General features: G+C 70.2%; 9 protein-coding genes, 2 tRNA genes and 1 pseudogene. 4 read left to right on the forward strand and 8 right to left on the reverse strand.

The genetic code is table 11. The features are described 5' to 3' along the window. Positions 1–302: 302 nt before the first annotated feature. Genes AB0J21_RS32025 through AB0J21_RS32045 form a run of 5 tightly spaced genes read right to left on the reverse strand, consistent with a single transcriptional unit; the run spans position 303 to position 5,550 of the window. A complete protein-coding gene (locus tag AB0J21_RS32025) occupies positions 303–1,484 on the reverse strand; it encodes a serine hydrolase domain-containing protein (RefSeq protein ID WP_363149663.1) in 1,182 nt (393 codons plus the stop codon). A 47-nt stretch (positions 1,485–1,531) separates the two neighbouring features. Further along, a complete protein-coding gene (locus AB0J21_RS32030) occupies positions 1,532–2,101 on the reverse strand; it encodes a 2OG-Fe(II) oxygenase (protein WP_363149664.1) in 570 nt (189 codons plus the stop codon). Beyond that, the gene (gene cysS, locus AB0J21_RS32035; protein WP_363149665.1) at positions 2,098–3,477 is read right to left on the reverse strand and encodes a cysteine--tRNA ligase; all 1,380 of its coding nucleotides are present in this window, start codon (positions 3,475–3,477) and stop codon (positions 2,098–2,100) included. Before cysS ends, AB0J21_RS32030 begins: the two co-directional genes overlap by 4 nt. Before the next feature lie 51 nt (positions 3,478–3,528). Further along, a complete protein-coding gene (locus AB0J21_RS32040) occupies positions 3,529–4,458 on the reverse strand; it encodes a hypothetical protein (RefSeq protein WP_363149666.1) in 930 nt (309 codons plus the stop codon). A 12-nt stretch (positions 4,459–4,470) separates the two neighbouring features. Further along, positions 4,471–5,550: a sugar-transfer associated ATP-grasp domain-containing protein gene (locus AB0J21_RS32045; protein WP_363149667.1), complete on the reverse strand. Its 1,080-nt coding sequence runs from the start codon at positions 5,548–5,550 to the stop codon at positions 4,471–4,473. 412 nt (positions 5,551–5,962) lie between these two features. On the opposite strand from AB0J21_RS32045, the gene AB0J21_RS32050 reads away from it, so the two are divergent. Then, a complete protein-coding gene (locus AB0J21_RS32050; protein ID WP_363149668.1) occupies positions 5,963–7,303 on the forward strand; it encodes a transcriptional regulator in 1,341 nt (446 codons plus the stop codon). A 558-nt stretch (positions 7,304–7,861) separates the two neighbouring features. Here the strand turns inward: AB0J21_RS32050 and AB0J21_RS32055 are convergent. Further along, complete coding sequence (locus AB0J21_RS32055) at positions 7,862–8,533, reverse strand: DUF4145 domain-containing protein (RefSeq protein ID WP_363149669.1); 672 nt, start codon at positions 8,531–8,533, stop codon at positions 7,862–7,864. Between the two features lie 1,191 nt (positions 8,534–9,724). On the opposite strand from AB0J21_RS32055, the pseudogene AB0J21_RS32060 reads away from it, so the two are divergent. Next, positions 9,725–9,994 (forward strand): annotated as a pseudogene (locus tag AB0J21_RS32060) (site-specific integrase); the annotation flags it as partial. A gap of 77 nt (positions 9,995–10,071) precedes the next feature. On the opposite strand, the gene AB0J21_RS32065 reads toward AB0J21_RS32060, so the two are convergent. Further along, positions 10,072–10,144: transfer RNA gene (locus AB0J21_RS32065), tRNA-Arg, on the reverse strand. 192 nt (positions 10,145–10,336) lie between these two features. Then, a tRNA-Ser gene (locus tag AB0J21_RS32070) sits at positions 10,337–10,427 on the reverse strand. Positions 10,428–10,685: 258 nt separating this feature from the next. Here AB0J21_RS32070 and AB0J21_RS32075 point away from each other — a divergent pair. Continuing rightward, complete coding sequence (locus AB0J21_RS32075) at positions 10,686–11,285, forward strand: SSI family serine proteinase inhibitor (RefSeq protein ID WP_363149670.1); 600 nt, start codon at positions 10,686–10,688, stop codon at positions 11,283–11,285. Between the two features lie 375 nt (positions 11,286–11,660). Next, a complete protein-coding gene (locus AB0J21_RS32080) occupies positions 11,661–16,019 on the forward strand; it encodes a PAS domain-containing protein (RefSeq protein ID WP_363149671.1) in 4,359 nt (1,452 codons plus the stop codon). Positions 16,020–16,145 lie beyond the last annotated feature (126 nt).

The following is a 16,145-nucleotide window of genomic DNA, read 5'->3' on the forward strand; positions in this document are numbered from 1 at the left end:
CTGTTCGGCGGCCTTGTAGGCGACCGTGGCCGGCCCCCACGTGGCGATCCGGACGTCCCAATTCTGGCACGAGAAGACCGCCGGAAACCGGGCCCGCGACGTTGAGACCGATAAGGCGCTGCGCTACGCGGGATGGCTTGTCATCCGAGTGTGGGAGCACCAAGATCCCGAGGAAGCCGCACAGCAGGTATGTGAGGCTGTGCAATCGAGGCAGCAGATACCGCCAAGTATCGGACACCAGGGTCGACAGGAGCGAACGGGCTCGGGGCCAGAGCGAAAGGAGCAGCCCCGAGGGCGATCGCTTACGCCAGCGACTCCAGGACTGCCTCAGTCAACGAAGACGCGCGCGCGTCGTCTGAACCGCTGATGACGTGGTTCATGACGTAGCCGAAGGCGATGCCCTGGACAGGATCGGCGAAGCCGAGCGAGCCGCCACGGCCGGTGTGACCGAAGGCATTCGGGCCGGTCATGGGGTTGTCCCGTGTGGGCAACATGTATCCGGAGCTGAATCGGCTCGCGGTCACCATCACCTCGTCCCTGCCGCCGGCCTGCTCCTCCGTCGCCGACGACAGGGATGCCGGGGCGAGCAGGCGCACGCCGTCGACCTCGCCGATCAGCGCGGCGTACATGCGGGCGAGTGCCCGTGCAGTGCCGATGCCGTTGGAAGACGGAAGTTCTGCGGCTTGCACCTCTGGTGAGTCGAAGTCGATCGCGGCCGGATCGGTGACGGCGAAGGCCCGGTTGCTAAAGGAGTTCGGGTTGCGCCAGGCGGCAACCTGTTCGCGGAGTTCAACAGGAAGCGATTCGGCGGGAACAGTGGTGAGGTCGACGTCCGGCCGCCGGTACGCCATGCGGCTGACCCGGTCACGTTCGTTCGTCGGCAAGCCGATGAAGAAGTCCAGCCCGAGCGGGCCGGCGATCTCGTCAGCGAAGAAGCGGCCCGGCGAACGGCCCGAGACCCGGCGGATCACTTCGCCGGCCAGCCACCCCCAGGTCCGGCCGTGGTACCCGTGTGCCGTCCCCGGAGTCCACAGGGGACGCTGGGCCGCCAGCGCCGCCGCCATGGGCTCCCAGGACAAAGCGTCCGCCAAGGGGAGTGGTTGGTCCAAGGTGACCAGGCCGGCCCGGTGGGACAGGAGCCAGCGCACGGAGATGCCCTCCTTGCCGTTCGCCGCGAACTCCGGCCAGTACTTCGCCACCGGTGCGTCGAGGTCCAGCATGCCGCGCTCAACCAGCATGTGCGCCGCAGTCGCGGTGGCTCCCTTGGTCGCCGAATAGACCAGTTGCAGGGTGTCCCGGGTCCAAGGACGACCGGTCTCGGGGTCGGCGACGCCGCCCCACAGGTCGACCACCGGCCGGCCGTGCCAGTAGACGCAAACGGCCGCGCCGATGTCCCCGCGCTGGGTGAAGTTCGCCATGAACGCCTCGCGGACCGGTTCGAACCCGGGCGCCACCTCACCGTCGATCGTTGTCATCCCGCTCATCCTGGCAGAGCTGGGCTGCCCACTCCGGCAGTGCGAGTGAACTGTGCTCAAGGGCATTCGGCATCGACGCGTACGACGAGGGTCACACGTTCACCCCTCGTGATCGGCCGTACGCCGTGGATGTGGTCGCGGGTGGCGGGGAAGGCGACCACAGTGCCGCAGTGGGGCTTGATCTCCTGGGCGGGGTTCTCGAAGAACAGCTCGCCGCCGCCGTAGGAGTCCGGCGTGTTGAGCCAAACCACAAGGGTGAGGTTCCCACCGACGACGGGCTGTCCGTTGGTCCGGGCCCGCTCACGCTCGATGTCGGTGACCTCGTCGTGGTGGGCGACGAAGCCGATTCCGGGGCCGTAGCGGTAGATCACCGCCGGCTGGGTGGCTACGCGTGTCGGGACGATCCCGAAGTGGCTGCGGATGTGTTCGGCGCAGTGGGAGACGACCGCCTGCTCCAGGTACGTCGGGACCTCGACGTACTCGCTCTTGCGCAGCGATTCGTCGATGACGCCCTGGTAGGTGCGCGAGCGGGCGGTCTGGCCATGCGCGTGGTCCGTCAGCGCTCCGCAGAGGCTGAGCGGGATGGCGCTCTCCACGAGAAGCGGTAAGCGGCTCTTCCAGGTCATGAAGTGCTCTCCTTCCACCAACGGGTGCCTTCGGGCGAGTCCTCAAGGACGACGCCCTGCTGGGTGAGCTGGTCGCGGACCGCGTCCGCCTCGGCGAACTTCCTCGCCGCGCGGAGCCGGTCGCGTTCCTTCACGAGTTCGTCGACGGCGGCGTCGCTGTGGGCGGTGCCGGGGATGTCGAAGGTTCCGAAGAGGTTGTTCACGTCCTCGATCAGCCGCAGGGCGGCCGGCCCGGCGGGCCCCTCCATGCGGTTCTGCTCGCGGATGTACTGGAACAGGACGGCAAGGGCACCGGGGGTGTCGAAGTCGTCGTCCAGCCGCTCGCGCATCTCCTTCCATGCCTCCGTCGCGCGTGCGGCGTTCGCCGGGCTGTCGGTGTGCGCGGGGTCGATCGTCCGGGCGAAGTTCTCGATCCGGCGACGTGCCCCTCGGGCTTGCTCCAACGTGGAGTCGTTGAGCTCCGTGGAAGAGCGGTAGTGCTGGGAGAGGAAGGCGTGCCGCAGGGTGCGGAAGTCCGTCCGTGTCAGGGCGTCGCGGATGGTGAGGAAGTTGCCGGTGCTCTTCGACATCTTCTCGCCGTCGACCCGCAGGAGGCCGGTGTGCATCCAGTAGCGGGCCAGGGGCTCGATGCCGGAGGCGGCTTCCATCTGGGCGACCTCGGCTTCGTGGTGCGGGAAGATGAGGTCTACGGCGCCACCGTGGAGGTCGTAGGAGGCCCCGAAGAAGGTCTCCGTGATCGCGGTGTCCTCGATGTGCCAGCCCGGCCGGCCGGGGCCCAGCTCGGTCTCCCAGAACGGCTCGCCGTCCTTGCGGCCCTTCCACAGGGCGAAGTCGCCCGGGTTGTGCTTCTTCGAATTGTCGTCGATCCGCGACACCGAGTCCTCGGGGCGCAGGTCGGTGCGACCGGAGAGCTTGCCGTACGCGGGGAACGAGGCCAGGTCGAAGTACCAGCCGTCGTCGAGCTGATAGGCGTGGCCTCGCTCGATGAGTCGCTTGATCTGGTCCACGATCGCGTCGATGTGGTCGTGGGCCCGCGCGTGGACGTCGACGCGGGTGTTACCCAGCGCGGCCATGTCCTCCAGGTACTGCTTCTCGAACAGGGCCGCGATCTCCTCCGGCGGGATGCCCTGCTCCGCCGACCGCCGGATGATCTTGTCATCGACGTCGGTGATGTTCTGGAGGTAGGTGACCTTGTACCCGCTCGCTTCCAGGTACCGGGCGATGAAGTCGAACTGCGTGTACGTCTTCGCGTGCCCGACGTGGCTGGGGCCGTACACGGTGGGTCCACACACGAACATCCGCACCTCGGCCTTCCGCTCGGGGCGGAACTCCTCGGTCCGGCCGGTCAGCGTGTTGTGGACCTTGATCGACATCATGCCTCCTGTGTAAACGGATCACGCAGCGTACTGACGCCCGGACATAAGCACCTAACTGGGACCACCGCCCTCGCCCAAGGGAACGAATCGCGGGGACGGCCGGTCGGCGAAGACCGACGCCGCTTCCCCGAGGAGGTGGTGGTTGGCCCGCTGGTAAGCCTTCCGCACGGCCCCGATCGCCCCGGGGCTGAGGTCCATCCCGACCACGCGGCAGAACTCGCTCAGGGCCTCGCACCGCCGCTCCAGGTCGGCCATCGACAGCGGGTCGCACTGCTGGGCCTCGATCAGCAGGGCCTCCTGCTCGCTACGGATCAGACCGAGTGCGCCAAGGGAGTACAGCTTCCACTTCATGTTCGGCAGCAGCTGGCCCGAGCGGGCGTACATCCAGTCCACGACCTCGTCCAGCGCCCCGGAGAGGACGTAGTGGCCCGTGGGCACTCCGACCCGCCGTGCCATCCGCAGCGGGATCTCGCGCACGTCCCAGGTGATCCGGTTGTGCAGCCGGTAGGTCTCGTTCTCCAGCCGCTGAAGCTGCTCGCGCGACTTGTGCGAGATCAGCGCCCCGAAGGCTTCCTCACGGTCGAACAGCGGCTCACCCTTGTTCCCGTAGGCGTCGCACTTGTCGCTGTTCCACGTCGTGCGCGGGTCGGCCTCGTACTCGAAGAGGAGCTGGTGGATGTTGACCTCCATGCGACCCCAGGGAACCGGCAGGTGGAAACTGAACTCCGGAATCCAGGCGGGGAGCCGGTCACGGATCAGGGCGTACGTGTCCGCCGGCCGCGGCCTCCACTCCGCCTCCTTGAGCGGAACGTCGAGGACGACGGCCAGGTCGAAGTCCGAATCGGTACTGAACCGCGTGACGTTCCTGGGCGCGATCGCCGAGGAGGACAGGACGTAGAGCGCCTTGACCTCGGGCCTCGTCTTGAGCGTGTCGAGTAGACCCCCGGCTGCGGCACGGGCCTGCATTTTCAGGTTTTCCACGAGAACTCCTGGTCAGATGATCGGGCGGTCCATCACGGAGCGGAGCGCGGGAACAAGCTCCAGCGCGATGCCGCCGTGGGTGCGCTGGATGTGTGCGAGGGAAGGGCTGCTGTTGCCCTCGATGACCACGGGTCCACCGGGCGTGAGGGCGATGTCCCAGCCGATGAAGGGCACCTGTGGGAACAGGCGGGCACAGCGCTCGGCCAGCTCTCGGACCTCTGTCATGCGGGAGATCCGGTGGTCGGCGAACGACACCGAACTGTTCCCGTGGCGGGTGTGAGTGTTCAGGTACCGGTCGTAGCCGTGGTGGTCGAGTCGTCCGTCGGGGTGAACACGGATCTGCATACCGCCGCCGGCCGAGTTGTCCGTGGTGCTCTCGGCGCCGCCAAGTTTCAGCATCACGTACAGGACCTCGGCGACGCCTTCCCGCAGCAGGGTGATCACGCGGAACGTGTTGAGGGCGTACGGGTTCAGCACATACAGGTCGGAATGCTGCGGCACGTGCTGCTCCACCAGCCACATCCCCCACCGCTGCGCGTAGGCCGGGAGGTCGAAGCCGTCCTCACCGGGCCGCACGATCACGACACCGGACCCACCACTGGAGTAGCGGGAAGGCTTGAAAACCACGCGGCCGAGGCCCGAAGCGTCGTCGAGGACTTCCGTCAGCGACACCGCATCACCGGCGGACGTGATACCTGCGCGGCGGTCACCGCTTGCGATCAGCGCGGGCTGAGGGATGCCGGCGGAGGCAAGGATCCTCTTGCAGGACGTCTTGTCGTCCAAGTCGACCGCGCTCCGGTTCACGCGGGGAAGCAGCCGGTGGAAAAGGGCGCTCTCCGGTAAGTAGGAGCAGGCCCGCTCGGTGGACACCTCGCGCCGGTATCCGCCGTAGCGGAAGTAGTGGAAGGGCAGGCACCGCCACCGCGCGGAGACCTTCAGCAAGTCACCGGCGATACGGGCCAGGCTCTTCCTGTTCTCGTCGCGCAGCATCGCCGGCAGGTGCTCGCGCCGCAACTGCCGCACCTGGTAGGTGAGGAACCGCGCGCCGGACACGCGAGGAAGGACCTGGGTGCGGAACCACTCCTCGGTCACGGCCTGGCGGTGGTTGAAACCGCGGTTCGCGGTACGTCTCATGGTGCTCCTCCCGTCTCTCAGTAGTCCGGGGTTCCGGCGCTGGCCGGCGTGGCGACGAGCGCACGGACGACGATCAGGTGAGCCCGGACATACGGACGGGCAGAGGCTGGCTCATCACGACCTCCTCGGGGCGGTGCAGCCCGTCACCCACGGAGGAACACCAGTGACGGGCTGCGGTCTGGGGGCCGTCCGGAGCGATCGGGGGCGAAGTGGGTCGACCCGAGTGCTCGGCTCCGAACGGCGTCAGGCCCAGTGAACGGCCGTGAACCACGGGCTCGTAACGTTTCCAGGGGGTTCCTCCCGCGAGTGAAACCCCTGTTTCTTCCACGGGGAGTAGCCTCCTGACTACCAACCTGAGGGGAGGGGCGGGATGTCTGACCCGACGGCCCTGCACCCGCTGACCTACGTGCGAGAGGGCAAAGGCTGGGGCAAGGCCGAGCTGGCCCGGCGCATGCGTGACCGCGGGGCCGAGCTGGGCTTACCACTGGCCACCAACCGGACAACGGTCTGGAAGTGGGAGCAGGGGCAGGCGCCTGACGCGGCCGCGCAACAGGTACTCGCCCATCTGCTGGGCATCCCCGAGGACCACGTGCGTTCAGCGGCCTGGCCCCGCTGGCTGCCGGCGTGGGAGTCAACAGCGTTGGTGGCTCCTTGGACTCCGGCCGGCACCGTGGAGGTCTTCGCTGATCTGGTCAGGAGCGGCCATATGGATCGTCGGGGATTCCTGTCCATCACCGGTGTCGCGCTGACAGGAGTCGCCGCCAACTGGGCAGCCGCATCGGAGGCGTTGGCCTCGGCACTCGACGGCGACCGCGTCACTGACGCGATGGTGACCACCATCGAAGCGCGCGTGGACACCCTCCGCACGCTCGACGACCAGATGGGTGGCGCGCGCCTCCTGGACCAGGCCACCAGCGACCTCGCACTGATCACCAGTCTCCTTGACCGCGGGCGCTACTCCGACGCCGTCGAACACCGCCTGTACGCCACAGCCGCCCGCGTGTCCTACCTCGCCGGTTGGATGGCCTACGACAAGGGCCTCCGCTCCCTCGGCCAGCGTTACTACGTCGGCGCCCTCCGCAGCGCCCACAGCGCCAAGGACGACGGCTTCGGCGCCTTCATCCTGGCCGAGATGGGCGTCCACATATCCGACTCAGGTGACACGGCCGCACGCGTGAAGCTGATCGACACCGCCATCGTCAACGCCCCGTCGGCCCTCCCGCCTGCGGCGACCTCGTACCTCTGCCTCCACCAGGCCGAAGCCCTGTCCCGGAACACTGAGCACGAGGCAGCCGGCAAGTCCCTCAACCGCGCCTACGACCTGTGGGGCGCCCACCGCGAAGGCGACCGTCCCGACTGGTTGGGCTGGTACGGCGAGGCCCAGCTCAAGTCCACCGAGGGCAAGATCATGCTGCGCTCCGGCTACCCGGAGCGGGCGACCAACGCCCTTGCGGTAGCAGTGAACCAAGCGGTCCCCCGTGACCGAGCCGTACGGTCCGGCCGTCTCGCCACGGCGCGGTTGGCCGCCAGGGATCTGGACGGCGCCCTGGACGCCGCCAATCTCGGCTTGGAGTTACTGGAAAGCCGCGTCCGCTCCGACCGGGCGCACGTCCGGCTGACGAAGTTCAGCAACTATCTGGGGCCACACGCGACGGTGCCGTCCGTCAGAGAGTTCCGCGACCGGCTCCGAGCTCTTCCGGCTGTCGGCTGACAGCGTTCCCGTAACGCCTCCGTCCCCGGCACGGCCTCTTCGCTAAGGGGCCTGCGCGGATCGAGTCCCCGTGTCGACGGTTGGCGCTCAGCACGCGCGCTGACCTCGCAGTCGACCGGAGCGGCTGTGGCCGGTGTCCTGTTCGGGTTGGGCGCTGCGCACGTCCGAGGGCCGTACGAGGACCCGGCGGCTGGGGCAGGCTTTACTCCTGCCCGAAAGGTGAACGAGTGGCCCCCTGGACTTGCCCGACGCGGGCCCCGGCCCGAACAGAGAGGTGTAGCCGTGAAAATCGACCACCCGGGCCGCGGTTGGGTGAACGGCGATCGATCCGCAGTGATCGGTGCGGCCTTGGCCGGCCACCGCACACCCCCCGCCGCAACGCGAGAGGCCCCCGGATTTCTCCGGGGGCCTCTGGCCTGCTGTGCACTCGGCAGGATTCGAACCTGCAACCTTCTGATCCGTAGCTCTACAGTGATCGGTCAGTGGCGGTTATGTAGGGTGGTCGACGGGCCTTCTAGGCCGCTGATGGCCGGAGCCGGTTTCTGTAGTTGCTGTACCTCACTGCTGTATTCCTGAAGCCTCGCCCCTGCCCGCATCCTCCGGGGCAGGCGATGCCTCAGGCTTGGACCGCCTGGTTTTGAACTGCTCGTACTGACTGGCGAATACGTACATGTAGTCCAGCAGGGCTTCAGCGAGCGCGAGAGCATCGGTGGCATCCTCACGGCTGACCTGTACACCTGTGTAGTGGGCCCCCTGGTTACCCAACGCCCGCAGCGCTTCGGCCCATTCGAGCAACCGCCCCTCGATCAGCCCTTGCTGATGAAGCTCACGGAGCGAAGCGACCAAAGGCTGTCGCTTCGTCACTCCTTGATCAGCACAGACACCTTCAAGGGTGCGCCGCACCATTACGGCAACAGCCGTGTATGCCTTTGCTTTGAGGCATGCTCGGGCCTCGCTGTGTTCGCGGCGGAGAGGTTCCGGGATGCTCTGGCTTAGCTCGCGTCCGTAGGGGTTGGGCCACAGCGGTTCCAGGCGATCCCAAGGAGCATCGTGAGTCAGCAGCAATGGACCGAAGCACTCTGAACAGCGAGCCAGGACGTAGCGCCATGCCCATTTCCAGTTCTTGGTGTGCTCCGGCTTCGTGAGGGCGCCTATCTCTCGCGCCAACACGGCTCGCTCGCAGTACGGACATTCAGCCAACACAGGCTCTGGATCCACGTATTCCGCCACATGGCGAGGATACGGACTGCGCGAGACCGCTGGAGTCCCATTGACCGAGTCAGGGCGCCCCGCTGGGCCGTCCCCTTGATGCGAACTACGGGCGGGACGGCCTCCGAAGTCTCCCGATCTGGTCACGAACGTGCTAGCGGTCGGAGAAGGTCAACTCCGGTCGGCATAGTTGCTGTACTTCTCTGCTGTACCGCAGTTGGCTCGCCCTGCTCACCGTCGTGCGGTTATGAGGCTGATGATTGCCGAGCTCAGCGGCGTTCGGTGACGATGCGGTTGCGGCAATCTCCCCGTGCACTCCTTTGAGAGTTCATCGGCAGAACCCCGCCCCGGCCTAGGCGCTCCGGGGCATCCTGGTTCGATCTGTTCATTGAGTGGCTAGGGGTGGGGGCTTGCAGCCTTACATTGTCGCCTTGATCGCAGTAATAGGGACTTTGGTGGGGGCGGTCGTCGGATACCTCCTTCAGCGAAGGCAGGCCCGCGAACAGCGCAGTTGGCAGGCGCACGACCTGGCTCGACAGGAGACCCTGGCACTGGTCCAATCGTCCTCGGCCACCTTTGACCAACGAGAGGCACTGCTCTGGCAGGAACGCCGGGCGCTCTACCTGCGTTTTGTCACGTGTATCGACGATTGGATAGATCTCCTGCGGGATCTTCGGGATCGTGGCGGAATGCCCCACGTGCCGGATACCAGCACGACGGATGATGCCCGCCAGAGCTCGCCGTTAGCGGCAGCTCACCTGGATGCCTCCCGCAATTTCTCCAGAGGGGATGTGGAGATGGAGGTACTCGCGGGTACCCCCGTCTTGTCTGTGATGCCCGATCTACGGACCAAGGTCTACCAAGCTGCACGAGAGGCTTTGACCGGTGGGGATGAGCTAGCAGACCTTGCACACCAGAGGGGGCGCCTTGTCCAGGCGATGCGTTACGAACTGACCACTTCGTTCGTGGGTGATCGGCATGGAGCCCAGGGCCGACAAGGCTCGGCGTAGGCTCCTGCACCACTCGCCCACCTACCTCAACCCGCCACTCGCCCCAGCTCCCATCCCGTCTGCCGTCGACCCACATGTATGTGGAGCGGGCGTGGTTCAGGGCGTCAAGGTGGAGCGCGCCACTGTACGAACGACCTTGACGCCCTGGGCCGCGTCTGCTCGGCTCTACCTGGGTCGCTGGCGGACGGGATGGGAGCTCCCGAAGTACGGCACTCCGATCGAGCCGGGGAACCTCACCCGGATGTTCGCCCTACGGGCTCGGCGCGCCGGGCTCCGAGTGATCCCGCTCAGGAACACCCGGCACCCGTGCAGATCGCTCCTGGTCGCCCTGAAGGGGCACCCAGAGGTCGCGCAACGCATCCTGCAGCACTCGCAGATCGCCATGACGATGGAGGTCTACGCGGAGGCGAGCGAGGAAGAGGTGCGCTCGGCGCTGGATCAGCTTTCCGGCGCGATGGACGGTACCGGCTGACACGGTTGCTGTACTTCGCTGCTGTACGGCCCAATGCAAGAGGCCCCCGGATCATCTCCGGGGGCCTCTTACCTGTGTGCACTCGGCAGGATTCGAACCTGCAACCTTCTGATCCGTAGTCAGATGCTCTATCCGTTAAGCTACGAGTGCTTGTGCTCTGCGTGACCGGGGTTTTTTCTGCCCTGTCGGCGTTGCGTGGACAACATTACATGACCTGCGGCCGGACGTGAAATCCGTATCGCGCACCCCATCTGACCTGCGCAAACGCTCGCGCGTTGGCTTGGTGTCCGGGGGACGCGCAGGGCCCCGGTCGTGGGAACGACCGGGGCCCTGGCTTGGCTGCGGAGGCGGAGGGATTTGAACCCTCGATGGGCTTGAAGGCCCAAACCGCATTAGCAGTGCGGCGCCATAGACCGGACTAGGCGACGCCTCCATAGCTGCACCTGCGCCCGGAATACGTGCGCGGGGTGCGGAGAGATGATGACACAGCCGAGCACGGTGCCACCAATCGGCACCCACGGTACTGGGTGGGGAGGGGGCCGGGCAAAGGGGTTCCGCGCGCCCGGGGCGCCCCTCGCCCGCCTCCGTACTCCTGGTCCCTCCGCAACGTCCCGGCCGTCGCCGCGTTAGGCAGGCGGACCCCTCCCTGCCCGGCCGGCAGGTCCCCGCACCCCACGACGGAGCGCCCCGCATGAGCACCAAGACTTCCGAGAAGACCGCGCGCCACGGGATCCGTACGCCGCTGCTCGCCGCCGCCCTCGTCTCGCTCGGGCTGCTGTCCGCCCTGCCCGCCTCCGCCGCGCCCGCCGCCCGGGACGCCTGGGGGGACCGGCTGCTCGTGACCGTCTCGGGGGCGGGGGCGGGCGGGGACGGGACCGTCACGCTGCGGTGCCACCCGGCCGGCGGGAGTCACCGGGAGGCGGGCGCCGCCTGCGCGCGGCTCGACGAGGTGACGCGGTGGGGGAGGGACACCTTCGCGCCCGTGCCGAAGGACGCGCTGTGCACGATGCAGTACGGCGGTCCGCAGACCGCGCGGATCACCGGGCGGTGGGCGGGGCGGCACGTCGACGCCTCCTACAAGCGGACCAACGGCTGCGAGATCTCGCGCTGGGACGCGCTCGTGCCCGTCCTGCCCTCGACGACCCGCCCGGACGCCACGACCCGCGAGGGGGCCGTCAACCCCACTGGGGCGACGCCCCGCGACGGCGCGAGCACCCCCGCCGAGGCGACCACCGACGCGCCGACCCGCGAGAAGGACGCGCCCGGCGGCGAGTCGGCCCCCGTCCGCTGAGACGCCGCTGAGACGAGCGCCGACAGGGGCACGCATACGAGCACCCCGTACGGGCACGAGTACGCACCCCCCTACGGGCACAGACACCAGCACCCCTACGCGCACAGGTACGAGAACCCCCTACAGGCGCCCGTGCGGGGGCCGTTCGCCGCCCCGTCGCAGCGGTGTCCCGTGCGCGCGAGCGGTCCGTGCCGGGTTCGGGTCTCATCCGGCGTTGCCCCTCCGGGCGCTGCCCGTAGACTCCCTTCCGTGACACGTCACGGGCCGCGCGGCAAGATGGCCCGCACGGGCCGCCGGACGGTTCGTGGAGTGGAGTGAGCGCGGTGCGTCGCCTGAGTGCGGGGCAGCGCGGAACGTCAGGGAGGAAGCGTCGTCGTGAGCAGCAGGCCATCCCGGGGCACTGCTCGCCTCGCAGCCATACTCGACTCCCTGCCCGACGCCCTCGTGCTGGTCAACGCCAACGGCACGGTCGTCAACGCCAACACCATCGCCCTCCAGGCCCTGGAGTCCCCCGGTACCGCCCTCGTCGGGCGCGGACTGCTCGACCTGCTGCCCCAGTTCGACTCGCGGCTCATCCCCGGATCGATGCGGCGGCCCGAGTCCTCCGACGAACGCGGGCGCACCAAACCGGCCCGGATGGTGGCCCGTCGCACCGACGGCAGCGAGTTCCCCGTCGAGGTCACGAGCGCCAGCCTCGCCGACGGCCGCACCGCCACCGCGGGCTCCGGCCCCTCCTCGTACGAGGAGCAGGCCGGCCGCTACTCGGGCGACGAACTGCTGATGATCGTGATCCGCGATCTGACCGGGACCGTCGACACCGAGGCCGAACTCGCGCGCTCCCAGCGGCAGACCGAGATGATCCTGCGCGCCGCCTCCGAGGGCGTCGTGGGCACCGACACCGAGGGTCAGGTCGTCCTGGTCAACCCGGCCGCCGCGCAGATACTGGGTTATCGCGCGGGCGAACTCGGCGGGCGCGAACTCCACCCGCTCGTGCTGCACTCGCGGGCCGACGGCACCGAGTTCCCGTATCCCGAGTCGCCGCTCGCCGACACGCTGCGCTCGGGGCGCAAGCACCGCGTGCGCGGGCAGGTCCTGTGGAACAAGCGGGGCGAACAGGTACCCGTGGACCTCACGACCGCGCCGGTGCGCGACGGGGACCTGCTCGTCGGCGCCGTCATGACCTTCACCGACCGCCGCGCCTACGACGAGCTCGTCACCCGGCACGCGGCGGAGGTCGAGGAGCTGACCGCGAAGCACGCCGCCGAGGTCACCGAGCTGAAGGACGGATGGAGCGAGGAGGTCTCCGCGCTCAAGGAGGCCCGCGCGCGCGACGTCGCCGAACTCACCGGGCGGCACGAGAGCACCCTCGCCGAGATCACCGGACGCCACGAGAGCACGCTCACCGAACTCACCGGGCGGCACGACGAGGAGATCGCGCAGGAGAAGGACCGGTACGCGGCGCTCGCCGAACGCGAGAAGGACCGCTTCGAGGCGCTGTCCGCCCGGCACGAGCAGCTGCTCGCCGTCCTCGACACCTCGCTGCGCGGTCCGCTGGAGGAGCTGCGCAGCGAACTCGGCACCCTCGCCGCCGATCCGGCCGGGCAGTTGTGGCCCGAGGCCAACCAGATCCTGCACCACCTCACGGCCGGGTACGCCCGGATGACGACCCTCGTCGACAACGTCCTCAGCTACCAGCGGCTCGACGTCGGCGCCGAGCAGCTCCAGCGGCAGAACGCGATGCTGGACGCGGTCGTCACCTCGGCCGTCGACGGCGCCGTCGACCTCATCGGGCCCGGCCGCGCCCAGTTCGCGGTGCACGCCCCGCCCATCGAGGCACAGGTCGACGCGGCCCGGCTCGCCACCGCCCTCGCCCACCTCATCGCCGACGTCGCCGGGATCGACGCGACCGGCAACGCCCGGACGGGGCTCTTCAACACGGGGTACGTCGACTCGACCATCGTCGTCGCGGCGGCCCAGCGCGGCGACGTCGTACGCATCGAGGTACGCGGTCCCTACCCCGGGGGCGACCCCGTGCACGGGCCGATCGTCGCCGGGATCGTGCGCGCCCACGGCGGCGTGCTCCAGACCCACACGGTGCCGGGCATGGGCGGCAGCGCCTACATCCTCGACGTGCCGATCGGGGAGGGCGCGGGCGTCGTACCGGTCGCCGTCGCCCCCGTACCGGCCATCGAGAACCCCGCCCCCGCGCAGCCCTCGTCCTTTGCGACGCCCGCCGCCGGTACCGAGTCCGGGTCCACGGACGGTCCCGCGACGAACGGGCACGGGCGGCGGCGTGCCAGGCGCTCGTCCACGGACGCCTTCCTGGAGAGCGAGGTGCGCCAGGAGACCCAGGCCGGTCAGCCGACCGGGCGGCGGCGCGGCCGGCCCGCTCCCGAGGAACCCGCTCCGGCGGCGCCCGCCCAGGGGTCGCCGTTCGCGCTGACCGCCGGGCCGTCCGACGTGTCCGGGGCGCCCGGCCCCGCGCAGACGCCGCCGCACGGGGCCGTCGTGACGGCCGCCGAGCACGCGGCGGGGACGGCCGCCGCCTCGCACTCCCTCGGCCCCGTCAGCGTGTCGCCGCGCGGTGTGCCCGTGGGCCCGGCCGGTACGGGGGCGCCCGCGCTGCCCATGCCGAACGGGATCGATCCCGGCGCCGCCCAGCCGATCGGGCCCGACGGCGGTCCCGCCGGGGACCGGCCCACCGGGCGCCGCGCGCGCCGGGCACTGGCCGCCGTGAGCGGACCGGCGTCCGCCGAGGCGCCGGACTCCGGGCAGAGCTCCGGGCAGACTTCCTCCACCTCGCCCCGGACCGAGCCGGAGCAGGCGCAGGCGCTCGCGGCGGGGCCGCGCGTGCCCTTCGCGCTGCCGCCCGCCCAGGCCGACCAGCAGGTCGCGCGGTCCGCGCCGGGCTCCGGTCAGCAGCCCGAAGGCCCCGTCGTGTCGGAGGCGCCGAGCCCGGCCGCCCATGGCGCGGAGCGGGCCGCCGTGCAGCCGCCGATGGCCGTACCGCCCGTCCCGCCCGCCGTACCCCCGGCGCCGCCCGCTCCCGTACCCGCCGCACCCGCCGCTCAGCTCCCGCAGCCGCCGCTCTACGCGCCCGCCGCGCCCATCACGCCCACCGTCGCGGCCCCGGCGCCCGCGCCGGAACCGGTGGACCAGGAGCCGGTGGACCAGGAGCCGGTGCAGGCCGCCCCGGCCCCCGTCGCCCCGCAGGAGCAGGCGCAGGCGCAGTTGTCGCCGGAGCAGTTGCAGGCTCAGGCTCAGGACGGCGGTGCGCACCGGACCCTCTCGCAGCCGCTGCCCGCCGAGGCGCCCGGGGCCCCGCACGGGCCGCGCCCGCTGAACGTCCCGGAGCCCGCGCAGGAACCCGGCGCGCGCCCCGTGCCGGCCCCGTCCCCGGCGCCCGAGAGCGACCCGGACGGCGCGCGGGGGCGGGCATTCAGTGTGCGCACGCTCGGCGCGGGGGTGCCGTTCGACGAGCGGATCGCGGGTCCCCGGCCAGCCGCCGCGCAGTTGCCGGCCCAGGCCGCGCAGCAGTTGCGTCAGGCCCGGCTCGCGCGCCAGCAGGGGCAGCCCGCCCCCGGCACGGCGGCGCCGAACGCGAACGGGACGCAGGGCGGCAACGGTTCCGGCCGCCGCCGCAAGCTCGCGACGCCTCCGGGACCGCCCGCCGAGACGTCCGGGGCGGAACACCCCGAGACCGAGGCCCATCCGCAGGGACCGCAGTCCGCCGCGTCCGGCCTGTCCTCCGTACCGGCGCAGACGCCCCGGAGCGCGCAGCCGCCGCTCGCCGCCCCGCCGGTGCCGCCCGCCCCGCCGCAGGTTCCCGGGCAGGGCGTCGCGCCGGGCCAGGGCGCGGCGCAGGCCCGGCTGTCGGGGCACGAGCACGGACGTTCGTACGCGATCGGGGCGCCGGACGCGGGCGCCGAGGGCCCCGAGCCCCTGGACGGCCCGAACGGCGCCGTCGAGGTGGCGCACCGGCCGCAGCCGCAGCCCCTGGACGACGAACTGCCGCCCGAGCCGCTCGACAACCCGCGCCGGCTGCTCGTGTGGCCCGCCCCCGACGCGGGCACCCAGCAGGCGCTGAGCGACCGGGGCTACCGGCCCGTCGTCGTCAACTCCCGCGAAGAGGTGGACGCGCAGATCGCCGCGTTCCCCGCCGCGCTGTTCGTGGACCCGCTGACCGGGCCGATCACCCGGACCGCGCTCCAGTCGCTGCGGCAGGCCGCCGTGACCGCCGAGGTCCCCGTCCTCGTGACGGCCGGTCTCGGTCTCGCTTCCCGCGAGAGCGCGTACGGCGCCGACCCGGCCGTCCTGTTCAAGGCGCTCGCGCCGCGCGACAGCGAGCAGCACCCGCCCCGGGTCCTGCTCATCGAGGAGCGCCCGGAGATCGCCGGGGCGCTGACCGCCGCGCTGGAGCGCCGCGCGATGCACGTGACGCGCGCGGCGACGGACGCGGAGGCGGTCGCCGCCGCCACCCAGGCCCCGCCGAACCTCGTCGTCATGGACCTCGCGCAGGTACGGCGCAGGCGGGCCGGGATCGTGGACTGGCTGCGCGCCAACGGGCAGCTCAACCGCACGCCGCTCGTCGTCTACACGGCGGCCGGTATCGGCCCGGCCGAACTCCCGGGCCTGGGCTCGGGCGAGTCGGTGCTGTTCCTCGCCGAACGCTCCACGAGCGAAGAGGTCCAGGGCCGCATCGTCGACCTCCTGGCGAAGATCGGGACCAACTAGTGCCGTGGCAGGCAATGTTTGCCCGTGAAGAAGCGGCGTCCGGTGCGTGCTCTCGGTGCGCCGGCCGGAAGCCCTAGTACTGGACGTACTTGGGTTTTCGGCCGGTGCGGCGAGAGGACGTGCCGG

This window comes from Streptomyces sp. NPDC049954 (assembly GCF_040656295.1).
Lineage (GTDB): Bacteria > Actinomycetota > Actinomycetes > Streptomycetales > Streptomycetaceae > Streptomyces.

What these genes read in the sequence shown, in the direction of transcription:
- AB0J21_RS32025 (WP_363149663.1), bottom strand. Translation starts at nt 1,484, where the DNA reads ATGAGCGGGATGACAACGATCGACGGTGAGGTGGCGCCCGGGTTCGAA.
- AB0J21_RS32030 (WP_363149664.1), bottom strand. Translation starts at nt 2,101, where the DNA reads ATGACCTGGAAGAGCCGCTTACCGCTTCTCGTGGAGAGCGCCATCCCG.
- cysS (WP_363149665.1), bottom strand. Translation starts at nt 3,477, where the DNA reads ATGATGTCGATCAAGGTCCACAACACGCTGACCGGCCGGACCGAGGAG.
- AB0J21_RS32050 (WP_363149668.1), top strand. Translation starts at nt 5,963, where the DNA reads ATGTCTGACCCGACGGCCCTGCACCCGCTGACCTACGTGCGAGAGGGC.
- AB0J21_RS32075 (WP_363149670.1), top strand. Translation starts at nt 10,686, where the DNA reads ATGAGCACCAAGACTTCCGAGAAGACCGCGCGCCACGGGATCCGTACG.